The organism is Pseudoalteromonas sp. SR45-4 (genome assembly GCF_014163535.1).
GTDB classification, from domain to species: Bacteria; Pseudomonadota; Gammaproteobacteria; order Enterobacterales; family Alteromonadaceae; genus Pseudoalteromonas; species Pseudoalteromonas nigrifaciens.
Window position 1 is genome coordinate 114,830 of sequence record NZ_JACJDO010000005.1, and the last position, 12,348, is coordinate 127,177.

Genomic DNA, 12,348 nt, shown 5'->3' on the forward strand with positions numbered 1-12,348 from the left:
CCTGCACATCAAGCAAGTACAAAAAACAAACAAAAGTATTTAGGCTTTGTTGTTTACTTTATGGCAAAAGTCGCTAAAATACGCCAGCTAAAATATATAAACGTTCTTTTACAACCCAAAGGTAATACCATGCATCCAATGTTAAACATTGCGGTTCGCGCTGCGCGTAACGCAGGCAAAATTATACTTCGTGCAAGTGAAGATTTATCAAAAGTTGAAGTTCAACAAAAAGGCACTAACGATTTAGTGACTAACATTGATAAAGAAGCAGAAGCTATAATTCGCGACACCATTTTACGCTCTTACCCTGATCACTGCATTGTTGGTGAAGAATTAGGCGAGCATAAAGGTAAGGATGCAGATTACCAATGGATTGTTGACCCGCTTGATGGCACAACTAACTTCATCAAGGGTATTCCTCATTTTGCGGTTTCTATCGCACTTAAAGTAAAAGGTCGTTTAGACCAGGCCGTTATTTATGATCCAATTCGTGGTGAGCTTTTCACTGCCTCTCGTGGTCAAGGCGCACAACTTAATAGCAAACGTTTACGCGTTTCTAAAACAGTTGATTTAGGCGGTTCAATCTTAGCTACTGGCTTTCCTTTCAAGCAAAAACAACACCTAGATGCATACACAGAAGCGTTTAAAGCTTTATTCGTACATACTGCTGATATCCGTCGTGCGGGCTCTGCTGCGCTAGACATGGCTTATGTGGCTGCTGGACGCGTTGATGGCTTTTTCGAAATTGGTTTAAAACCTTGGGATACTGCTGCAGGCGAGCTATTAGTAAAAGAAGCTGGCGGCATGGTTGTAGATTTTGCTGGCGGCGTAAACTATAACAATAGTGGTAACATTATTTGTGGCGCACCTAAGCTAACCCAAGCAATAATTCGCGAAATTCGCCCTGTATTAACTGAGTCATTACTTCGTTAATAAAAATTGCATGGTTTAAAAAAGGAGCTTAGGCTCCTTTTTTGTTGTCTGCAAAAAAATTATTTATGACGATTAAACTGCTTAGTTAAACAATTAACTTTGTATCTCGCTTTTTATCCTTTAGCGCAGCTTCAGTATGATAAGTGTTAATACCACGAATAAAATGGCATCGTTTTATTTAAGAGTAAAGCAGTGATAGTTAATGTATTGAATACTTCGCTTTAGTGCAGACAATAAAAAACCGCCCAGATGGGCGGTTAATATCGGCTCACAAATCTATTACGGCATAGCGTCTAGATCAGCACCTTCTTTTTCAATCACTTCTGGTATTAAATCTTCTTTACTTACGCCAAGTGAAATAGCAACTGAGCTGGCAACGTAAATAGATGAATAAGTACCAATAAACACACCAAATAACAATGCTGTAGCAAAGCCATGAATGGTTTGACCGCCCCAAATAAACAAAGCAATTAATACTAAAATAGTGGTAATTGACGTTACTAAGGTACGATTAAGCGTTTGTGTTAAAGACATATCGATAATTTCTATCGTGTCATCAATACGCACTTTGCGAAAGTTTTCACGAATACGGTCAGATACTACAATGGTATCGTTTAGTGAGTAACCTATTACCGCTAATATAGCCGCTAATATGGTTAAATCGAACTCTAAACCTAATACCGAAAATAAGCCTACGGTAATAATAACATCGTGAATTAAGCCACTTACTGCGCCTACTGCAAAACGCCATTCAAAGCGAAATGCTACATAAATCAAGATACAAATAAGCGCAGTTAACATGGCCAGGCCACCCTGCTCTTTTAAATCTTCACCTACGCTTGGGCCAACAAACTCAATACGGCGCATTACTACGCTTTCGTCTGCTAGCTTTAGTGCAGCAATAACTTGGTTACCAATAACTTCAGCTTTTACGTCATCGCCGCGCGGCGCTAAACGAACTAAAATTTCTTGGCTTGAACCAAACAATTGTACCGATGCATCTGCAAAACCATTTTCGGCAAGTACATCACGCACCTTTTTAAGATCTGCAGGTTGCGAAAAGCCAACTTCAACGGCAGTACCACCGGTAAAGTCTAAACCAAAGTTTAAGCCTTTAGTAAAAACCGCTATAAATGACGCTAAAATTAATAACGTTGAAAAACCCATTGCCACTTTACGAAGAGACATGAAACGTAGGGTTTTGCTACCCAATTTTAAAATTTGCATGGCTACTCCTTAAATTGAAAGTTTATCAACACGTTTACCGCCGATAAATAAGTTGATAATCGCACGCGTACCAACAATAGCTGTAAACATTGACGTTAAAATACCAATTGCTAACGTAACCGCAAAGCCTGCAATTGGGCCAGTGCCCACAGCAAACAAAATAACGGCAGCAATTAAGGTGGTGATATTGGCATCAAAAATAGTGCTAAATGCACTGTCATAACCAAAATGAACAGCTTGTTGAGGACTACGGCCATCGGCCAGCTCTTCACGAATACGTTCAAAAATAAGTACGTTGGCATCAACCGCCATACCTACGGTTAGTACAATACCGGCAATACCTGGCAGAGTAAGCGTTGCGCCTGGAATTAACGACATAACACCAATAATAAGCACTAAGTTAGCAGCAAGCGCAAGGTTAGCAACCATGCCAAAGCCTTTGTAGTAAATAAGCATAAATGCAAGTACGAATGCAAAACCAAGTGCTACCGCGGTCATACCTGCTTCAATGTTTTCTTGCCCTAAGCTTGGCCCTACTGTGCGCTCTTCAACTATTTGAATTGGCGCTACAAGTGCGCCAGCACGTAGTAATAAGCTTAAGTTATGTGCTTCTGCTGGGTTATCAATACCGGTAATACGGAACGAGCGATCAAGGCGTGCTTGAATAGTCGCTACGTTAATAACTTCTTCAACCTTAATAGGCGGAAGCGCTTTACCGTTGGCATCTTTTTTACCTGATGGTTTGTATTCAATAAATACCGTGGCCATGCGCTTACCAATAGCTCGCTTGGTAAAGGCATTCATTTTTGCCCCACCTTTGCTATCTAGGGTAATACTTACTTGCGGGCGTTGGTATTCATCGCTACCTGATTGCGCGCCAGTAATGTGGCTACCTTCAAGAATAATACGTTTTTTAAGTACCACAGGGTAACCGTCACGGCTCATGATCATTTCAGTACCCGGTGGGATACGACCTTGAGCAGCAGCGCTAATATCGGCGTTTTCTTCTACTTCGCGAAACTCAAGTGTGGCCGTTGCGCCTAAAATCTCTTTAGCACGAGCGGTATCTTGAATGCCGGGTAGTTGCACAATAATTCGCTCAGCACCTTGGCGCTGTACGTTTGGCTCAGCAACACCAATTTGGTTAATACGGTTACGAATAATCGTTTCGTTTTGCTTGATAGCGTAATCACGAATTTCTTTGAGTTTTTGCTCACTCATAGTCGCATAAAATGCGTTATCGTTACTGCTATCATCTATGTATACATTTAATGGATACTGCGTTTTTAAGAAGCGCTCTGCAGCGTCTTTATCTTCTTCGCTGCGCATTTCTACACGCATACGATCAGAGCCCGCTACACGGCGAACACTGCGATAACGAAGTTTTTCTTCACGTAGGTCGCTACGAAAGTCTTCTTCCATTTGCTCAAGCTGGTTATCAACGGCTGTCGCCATGTCAATTTCCATGGTGAAATGCACACCACCACTTAAGTCTAGGCCTAGCTTCATTGGGTTGCCGCCAACCGCTTTTAACCAAGCTGGTTGCGCTGGAGCCATGTTTATAGCAGAAATGTAATCATCGCTAAGAGAGTTACGCAATAAATCTTGCGCTTTTAGCTGCTCTTCAACGTTTCTAAAGCGAACGAGTATTTGCCCATCTTCGAGTTTCGTTGATTTAACACTAACGTTATGTTTTTTGAGGGTTGCGTTTACTTTGTCTATTACACTGAGATCAACATCAGCACCTTTAGCGCCAGAAACTTGTATAGCCGGATCGCGACCATACAAGTTTGGAGAGGCGTATAAAAGGCCAACGGCTACCACAGCTAAAACAAGTAAATACTTCCAAAGTGGAAACTTGTTTAACACGGGGTCGTCCTTATTATTTTTATAGCGACTTCATTGTGCCTTTTGGCAATACCGCAGTTACGGCTGATTTTTGTACTGTTACTTCTGCTTGCTCGTTTAATGAGATAACAACAAAATCTTTATCATCTGCAATTTTTACTATTTTACCCACTAAACCGCCTTGGGTAAGTACTTCATCACCTTTAGCCATCGCGCTCATTAAGCTTTTATGCTCTTTAACACGCTTAGCTTGCGGGCGATAAATCAAAAAGTAAAAAACCAAACCGAAAATAGCTAACATTATTAGCATTTCCATTCCGCCACCGGCAGATGCAGAACCAGTACTTGCGTGGGCATTCGAAATAAATAAACTCATGATACTTCCTCTTTAATTTTTAAAATTTAATTTGTTATATCTGCAAGCTCTGGCACGTCTTGGCCACGGCGAGCATAAAAATCCTGAACGAACTCATCTAACTTACCTGCGCTAATTGCGTTACGTAAGCCTTCCATAACACGTTGATAATAACGTAAGTTATGAATAGTGTTTAATCGTGCGCCTAAAATTTCGTTACATTTATCAAGGTGATGTAAATAGGCACGTGAGTAGTTTCGACAGGTATGACAATCACACTCAGGGTCAAGCGGGCCAGTATCTGTTTTATGTACTGCGTTACGTATTTTAACCACACCTGTGGTTATAAATAAATGACCATTACGAGCGTTACGGGTTGGCATAACACAGTCAAACATATCAATACCACGGCGTACCGACTCAACTAAGTCTTCTGGCTTACCTACACCCATTAAATAACGTGGTTTGTCTGCTGGCATTTTGTACGCGCAATGATCAAGAATATTGATCATTTCGTTTTTAGGCTCACCTACCGATAAACCACCTAATGCATAGCCATCAAAGCCTATTTCTTCAAGTCCGGCTTGCGATTGTGCACGTAACTCTGGGTACATACCACCTTGAATAATACCAAACAGTGCAGATGGGTTGTCGCCATGGCCTTCTTTTGAGCGTTTAGCCCAGCGAAGTGACAATTCCATTGAATCTTTAGCTTCTTTTTCGGTAGCAGGGTATGGTGTACATTCGTCAAAAATCATCACGATATCTGAACCCAAGTCGCGCTGTACTTGCATTGATGATTCTGGCGTCATCATAATTTTCTCGCCATTTACTGGGGAGCTAAATAATACGCCTTCTTCGGTAATTTTACGCATAGCACCTAGGCTGAACACCTGGAAGCCACCTGAGTCAGTTAGAATCGGGAAATCCCAATTCATAAACTTATGTAAACCACCGTGTTGCTTAATGATTTCAGTGCCTGGGCGCAGCATTAGGTGAAACGTATTACCTAAACAAACTTGCGCGCCTGTTGCTTTTACTTCATCCGGTGTCATGCCTTTAACAGTACCGTAAGTACCTACAGGCATAAATGCTGGAGTTTCTATTACACCACGGTCAAAAATCAAGCGGCCGCGGCGCGCTTTACCGTCTGTAGTGTCTAATTCAAATTTCATATTGTCCTCAATGTCGGAAAAACAGTCCAACAAGCTATAATTTAACCGCTCGATTCTACCCTTTTTACGGCGTTAATACTATTAACTGCGGTAAATTCAATGCTGATTTAAAAGCAAATAGCCAGCTTAAACAAGTAAATTTTGTGGTGTTTATTTACGGGTTAAAAACATCGCATCGCCATAACTAAAAAAACGATACTGCTGCTCTATGGCGGTGTTATATGCGCCCATAATATTGTTTTGTCCGGCAAAGGCACTTACCAGCATAATAAGCGTTGACTCTGGTAAGTGAAAGTTCGTGATCATGGCATCAACCACATTAAATTGATAACCCGGATAAATAAATATATCAGTATCACCAAAGTAAGTATCTAACTTACCACCGTGTACTTTTGCTGCCGATTCTAGAGAGCGTACAGACGTTGTACCTATGGCAATAACACGCCCACCATTGGCTTTAGTGTTTGCTACAGCAGCAACCACATCATCTGGCACTTCTATGTATTCTGAGTGCATAATGTGCTCATCTACCGTGGCAACACGCACCGGTTGAAACGTCCCTGCTCCCACATGCAGTGTAACAAAAGCCATTTGTACGCCTTTATTTTTTAGCGCGGTCATTAACTTATCGTCAAAATGCAAACCGGCGGTAGGAGCCGCAACCGCTCCAGGCTTTTCGCCGTACACGGTTTGATAACGCTCACGATCAGCTTCGTTATCAGGGCGATCTATATACGGCGGTAATGGCATATGGCCAATATCATTTAATATATCGAGTACGTTTTGGCTATGCTCAAACTCCAGCTCAAATAAGGTATCGTGACGCGCAACCATGGTTGCTTTTGCCTTGCCTTCAAGAATTACTTCGTTGCCAGGCTTTAGCGATTTACTCGCACGTACATGTGCCAGCACTCTATGCTCATCAAGCACACGCTCTACTAATACTTCAACTTTTCCGCCTGACGCTTTTTGACCAAACATACGGGCAGGTATTACTCGCGTGTTATTAAACACCAACAAGTCATTTTCGTTAACTAATTCAAGCAAATCACTAAATACTTTGTGCTCAACTACACCACTTGGGCCATCTAGGCTCAATAAGCGGCTACTTGTTCTGTCTTGCTTAGGAAAACGAGCAATTAATTCGTCGGGAAGGTCAAAGCTAAAATCAGCCACGCGCATAGTTGGTAATCCACATCATTTAAAGTCGCGCCAAGTGTATATCTATCGCTTATGAAGCTCAAGAAATCAGGTAAATTCTCATTAAATTACACTTGTTTTACTGCATTTATTACCATGCCGTAAATACGCTTGTCCTAAGCGGTAAATATCATTATTCTTACTCTTTTGAATAATCGTGATTTTTTAGGGGTACTCTAAACGTGGTAAATCAGCTTAAATTGCTAATATTAAACGCCAGCAGTGCTGAGCGTGGCACTATTCGAGCCACTTTAGAGAAATTAAATGTTTTTGAATTTATAGAAGTATCTGATAGCCAACAAGCTTTAAAAATATTAAAAAAACAAGCCGTTAATATAATTATTACTGGCCTTGATGTAGGTAAAATTGATGGCTGGCGCTTCTCAAGAATGATCCGCTCGGGCTTATTAAATACCCCTAAAAATACCCCAATCTTACTTATTCCCCCTATTTATTGTGAACGAATAGCTGAAACTACTGCCCGCAGCTACGGTATTGATGCAGTATTACCTTTTGAGCGCCAAGACATGCTGCCGCAAGTGCTGGCAAGTGTGCTCGCTAACCATTTAGAAAAAAGCAGTCGTTTAAACCTCTTACTGTTAGAGCCGACTAACACTAAAGCCAATGAAATCAGCAAGCCGTTACTGCTCAATTTTTCGATCACCCATGTTACCTCGAGCCAAGCCGCGCTTAATGCTTATAACCAGCAACAATTTGCAATTGTTTTACTTGATGCAACCGCTGCAAGAGCAGAAGAGTCGAGCGTGCTAGTATCTGAAATTTTACAACATAATCCTATGCAAGCAATTGTAACTATTATAGATAGTGATGATGCAGATTATGCGGAGCAGCTTTTACTTTCGGGCGTAACCGACTTTATACGTGCCCCATACGATCCGCCATTTTTAAATAAAGTATGCGACCATGCAGCGCGTCGCGAAGACTTTATGGTGAGCTACGCTGAATTTGCTAACAAAGTAGAGCAACTGAGCATAAGCGAAGTGCGATACCGAGATTTATTTTCTGCGCATCAACGTATTTTATTGCATTTAAATACTGTCGTTCTAGAACTTGATCAGCAAGGGCTTATTCGCTTTATCAACCCAGCGTGGGAAGCATTAAGTGGCTTTGGTGTTAAATCGACACTACAACAGCAATTAACTAATTTTTGTATTGCTGAATGCCAAGTAAAACTACAAGCAACAATAGACGACATTCTTTGTGGTGGTGAGTACAAACAACAAGTTGAAATAAGGCTACAACATAAAAATGGCAGCCAAATTTGGGTTGAATGTCGGCTGCAGCTCATACAAAACAGCCATAATAACGCCACTATTACCGCCACAATCGACAATATTCATGAACGAAAACAAGCGGAACTGCAGCTGCGCCATTTAGCACTTCACGATACGCTTACTGGCCTGCATAATCGCTATTACTTTGACCAACAGCTGAATCGTATTTGCCAACCTCAGCACACGCATTCTGATATTGAACACGCGCTTATTTATATCGATTTAGATCACTTTAAAATAATTAACGACAGTAAAGGCCATCAACAAGGCGATATTGTTTTAAAAGAAGTAGCGCAATTATTTATAACAAACATAAGTACCGAGCATTTAGTGTGTAGAGTTGGCGGCGACGAATTTGCAGTGATCCTCAAACATACTAACTTGCTTGACGCGCATTTAATTGCCGAAGGTATATGTAACGCGATTGAACAAAATCAATTTAAGTCTGAGGAGCAAATATACTCAATCAGTTGCTCAATTGGTTTAACTCAAATTACCGAAAAGAATTGCGACCCGAGCGAATGTTTAAAACAAGCTGATATTGCCCTGTATATCGCTAAAAATTTAGGTCGTAATTTAGTACATTGCTATGCAAAACAAGATGCCCATAACAATACGCTACAAACGGGTTTAGAGTGGGGTCATGGTATTCGCCAAGCGCTACAACAAGACAGCATTGAACTGCATTACCAACCAATTTGGGATTTTAGGCGCAATGAAGTTGCTTACTTTGAGGTGCTGCTGCGCTTAAAAATAAATGATGAACTAGTTTTTCCTAATCAATTTATTCCTTCATTAGAAATGCTAAACGATACTTTTTTAATGGATCAATGCGTTATTCGTAACACAATTGCTAATGTTGCCCTCTACCCAGAACTTAACCAAGTAGCTATAAATCTCTCTGCGCAGTCATTTTTAGATGAGCGTTTAGTGCCATTAATAGAGTCAAATTTAGCAAAGTATCAGGTTTTACCAACACAAATAATTTTTGAAATTACCGAATCTGCCAGCATTAACAACTTAGCAGCTACGCGTAAAATGATTGAAAAACTCAATATTTTAGGCTGCCACTTTTCGATTGACGATTTTGGCACCGGCTTCAGTACTTTTAACTACTTGAAACAACTGCCAGCACAGCATGTAAAAATTGATGGCTCGTTTGTTTGCGATATGCTCAACGACCCTATTGATTTAGCACTAGTAAAGGCCATTAACGACATTAGTCATTCACTCGATAAGCGCTCTGTGGCTGAATATGTAGAAACCGAAGAAGTATTTTTTGCATTAAAAGAAATTGGCGTTGACTACGGCCAAGGCTATTTTATAGCTCGCCCTATGCCTATTAAAGGTGTTAAAAGTGAACTTGAAAAGATTTTAAAAAATAAAACGTTTTACCAACAACTACCTAGCAAAAAATAAACAACTGTAAACAAAATTAAGCTCTTTGCTACTATCATAATTATCTTTCTCGGCTATACTTTACTTACAAATCAGTAAGTGTCGCGCAATTAATACGATAAGCGCAAAAAAACATGACATTATAAATCAGCCCAAATAAGACGACAATTTGTTGGATGTTGGATGTTGGATGTTGGATGTTATTAGAGTTTAAGGAGGTAAATATGACACAGCTAGTTGTTTTATTACTACTTATGCATTTTGCAATTGCGTTTCAGTGTTACCGATATGCACACATTAAAGGTTATCCGGTTCGGGTATTTACTGTATTAGGGCTAGTGCCTTACTTTAATCTGGTTGTTTGGGTTTATTTACTTTTTTTACCTAAACTAGAACCATATGAAAGCCATAACCATGAAAACAAGCAGCTATCTTAGCTGCTTGTTGCTGTCTCTTTAGCAAAGTCTAAACTACATTGGTGTTTTAAAAACACCTCTAATTGCTGGCTGAACAATTTAAAGTCGCGAATTCGTCCGGTTGTTTTACGCCACAAAATACCAATTTCACGGTATGCCTCATTCGCCGATGGAGTTGCTAGCATATTTTTATTATCTAAAATGCCGGCATTAATCGCCATTTGCGGTAAAAAGGTCACCCCCAACTGATACTCCACCATGCTCAATAAAGTATGCAAGCTGGCTGCTTCAAACGGGTTTATGCAGCTGACACGGTTTAAATGACATGCACTAAGCGCGTGCCCAGTCATACAGTGCTCACGTTCTAGTAAGAACACGCTGGCGTCGGGTAATAAGTTAAAGTCTTGCACGTTCTTTGCTGGCGTGTAGTCTTTGTGATGTACCAAACTAAAATGATCTCTAGCTAACACCTGAGTATGAAACTTATCGGTTTGATACGGCAGTGCTAATAAGGCTAAATCTATCTGACCATGCTCTAATTTATCGAGTAACTTATCGCTAGTATCTTCTACTAATACCAGTTCTAAATCGCAAAATTCTTGCTTACAAAAGTGATACAAAGGCGCGGCAATAAAGCTCGCAATAGTAGGAATAACCCCTACGGTTAACTTACCACTCAGCGGCGTTAAAAAGCTTTTAGTGAGCTCTTTTAAACTGATTGTGTCGTGAATAATTTTGCGCGAACGTTCAACTACTTCCTCACCAATGGTGGTAAACATTAAACTGCGGTTTTCACGTTCAATAAGTTGACAGCCTAGTGTTTCTTCTAAGTTTTGAATGGCTGTACTTAATGTTGATTGGCCAATAAAGCACGCACTAGCAGCGCGGCCAAAATGTTGATATTGATGTACTGCAAGTAAATACTGCAGCTGTTTTATACTCGGAAGATTAGTCATTTTTTCTTTCCACAAGTGAACTACTCAGCGACTAAAGATCACTGGGCTTCTACAATCTAGCTTTTGGGCTAGGCTGCTACTTTTTTCTCAGATCCAACAGCAAACTTCGATAGCTCGAAGACTTTCGTTTTAATAGCTGATTTCTGCTGAGATATGGGGTTAACCCTTGCGACAATTCCAGCCGCAATTAAATCTAATTCACCTGTTTTAGCTATACTTTTTGCCGCAGATAAGTCGCGACCTTGATATGTCCTGCAAGCCAAACAAGTGAAATTTCTATCTTTCAGTGTCAAAACATGATGCTGGCCGCATTCACTGCAAATCCCTGTGGATTTTTCAAATCTGCCAATTTCATGATAGATCTTACCTTCAAGCTCAGTTTTATACTTTGAAAGCTGAGTGATGAGCCCCATTACGTTGTCGGCCACCATACTGCCATTAAATTTCTGCATTGCTTTTACATTTAAATTTTCAAAAATTAAAATATCATTTTCATTGGTTATCTGTCGTGAAATTTTATGCGCAAAGTCGAGCCTTTGCCTTGAGATTTTACCATGTAATTTATTGATGCGTTGTTTTGTTTTGTGCCAGCGATTAGAACCTTTTTTACGGCGTGCAAGCTGGCGTTGCAATTGATTCAGCTTCTCTTTTGATTGCTTTAAAAACTTTGGATTATCGGCAACATAACCGTTTGAGCCAACAACCGTCTGCTTTGAGTTAATATCAAAGCCTGTAATTGTTTTTAACACGCGAAGCGCGGCCTTGCATTCCACTTCTTGAGTTATACTACATTCCCATTTTCCGTGACAATACTGAACAGTCACGGTCTTGATTTTACTTGCTAATTTGCGATGTAAAATAATCGGAACTCTGCCGATTTTAGGGACACTAATAGCACCATTTTCAATGCGAATACAGTTGGAGTTGTTAACCGCCCGAAACGAGTCATTGTGAAGTTTTTTCTTTTTGTAAGTGATTTTATGCTTTGGAAAGCGTTGCAAACGACCTTTAGAGAATGCATTTTTCAACGCGGTTTCCAAGTCGCGAGCAACTTGCTGAGCCGCAGCAGAATCAAACGCTTTTATCCAATTAAACTCTTCAAAAGGCTTTAGCTCTTTAAGAACCGAGGCCATGTCTTTGTAAAACAAAAACGTTTTATCATACTCATATCGCCGCATGTTTTCAGATAACAACATATTCCAAATGCCTCGCGAAGTCGCGCTAAACTCAAAGAGTTTAACTTCTTGCTCTGGCGTTGGATTTAGCCTGTAGTTGTATCTAAGCGTCTTTTTCATACACTGTATAGACTACTGTATAAGCTCAGGTTGTCAAGATGCAATATGACAATAAATCGTATTGTCAATATTTAATAGAATTACATTTAATATTGGTTGTGAAATACAGAAAACAGTTATTGGTAGGACACCTAGGGAAATTCGTTAAAAACTCTATTGTCGAATTATCAACAAAATCAGAAAATATATTCGAGAGCAAGGCTAGCGATTCATCCCAGCGACTAAAGATCACAGGGTTTTCTCGCTAAGT

At 40.2% G+C, this 12,348-nt stretch carries 10 protein-coding genes; 3 read left to right on the forward strand and 7 right to left on the reverse strand.

The genetic code is table 11. The features are described 5' to 3' along the window. Positions 1–129 precede the first annotated feature (129 nt). Positions 130–933 carry an inositol-1-monophosphatase gene (suhB, locus tag H5058_RS04110; protein WP_058374485.1) on the forward strand — a complete coding sequence of 268 codons (804 nt, stop codon included), beginning with the start codon at positions 130–132 and terminating at the stop codon, positions 931–933. 279 nt (positions 934–1,212) lie between these two features. Here suhB and secF read toward each other — a convergent pair whose 3' ends face one another. The 5 genes from secF to queA all read right to left on the reverse strand — a co-directional run bounded on the left by secF (position 1,213) and on the right by queA (position 6,720). Beyond that, on the reverse strand, positions 1,213–2,160 hold the full coding sequence (gene secF, locus H5058_RS04115) for a protein translocase subunit SecF (RefSeq protein ID WP_182676995.1): 948 nt from the start codon (positions 2,158–2,160) through the stop codon (positions 1,213–1,215). A 9-nt stretch (positions 2,161–2,169) separates the two neighbouring features. Beyond that, entirely contained in the window at positions 2,170–4,029 is a 1,860-nt protein-coding gene (gene secD, locus H5058_RS04120; protein ID WP_182676997.1) for a protein translocase subunit SecD, read from the reverse strand. Positions 4,030–4,048: 19 nt separating this feature from the next. Beyond that, positions 4,049–4,384 carry a preprotein translocase subunit YajC gene (gene yajC / locus H5058_RS04125; protein ID WP_011327033.1) on the reverse strand — a complete coding sequence of 112 codons (336 nt, stop codon included), beginning with the start codon at positions 4,382–4,384 and terminating at the stop codon, positions 4,049–4,051. Between the two features lie 26 nt (positions 4,385–4,410). Then, positions 4,411–5,538, reverse strand: a complete 1,128-nt coding sequence (tgt, locus tag H5058_RS04130; RefSeq protein ID WP_182676999.1) for a tRNA guanosine(34) transglycosylase Tgt — start codon at positions 5,536–5,538, stop codon at positions 4,411–4,413. 150 nt (positions 5,539–5,688) lie between these two features. Next, positions 5,689–6,720, reverse strand: coding sequence for a tRNA preQ1(34) S-adenosylmethionine ribosyltransferase-isomerase QueA (gene queA / locus H5058_RS04135; protein WP_011327031.1), 1,032 nt, complete (start codon positions 6,718–6,720; stop codon positions 5,689–5,691). 200 nt (positions 6,721–6,920) lie between these two features. On the opposite strand from queA, the gene H5058_RS04140 reads away from it, so the two are divergent. Next, entirely contained in the window at positions 6,921–9,452 is a 2,532-nt protein-coding gene (locus H5058_RS04140) for an EAL domain-containing protein (RefSeq protein ID WP_182677001.1), read from the forward strand. A gap of 203 nt (positions 9,453–9,655) precedes the next feature. After that, positions 9,656–9,868, forward strand: a complete 213-nt coding sequence (locus H5058_RS04145; protein WP_011327029.1) for a hypothetical protein — start codon at positions 9,656–9,658, stop codon at positions 9,866–9,868. Here H5058_RS04145 and H5058_RS04150 read toward each other — a convergent pair. Both H5058_RS04150 and H5058_RS04155 read right to left on the reverse strand, forming a co-directional pair. After that, a complete protein-coding gene (locus H5058_RS04150) occupies positions 9,865–10,803 on the reverse strand; it encodes a hydrogen peroxide-inducible genes activator (RefSeq protein ID WP_086994795.1) in 939 nt (312 codons plus the stop codon). The two genes, H5058_RS04145 and H5058_RS04150, sit on opposite strands and share 4 nt — an antisense overlap. Before the next feature lie 68 nt (positions 10,804–10,871). Continuing rightward, positions 10,872–12,098: an RNA-guided endonuclease TnpB family protein gene (locus tag H5058_RS04155; RefSeq protein ID WP_182677003.1), complete on the reverse strand. Its 1,227-nt coding sequence runs from the start codon at positions 12,096–12,098 to the stop codon at positions 10,872–10,874. Between the last annotated feature and the right edge of the window lie 250 nt (positions 12,099–12,348).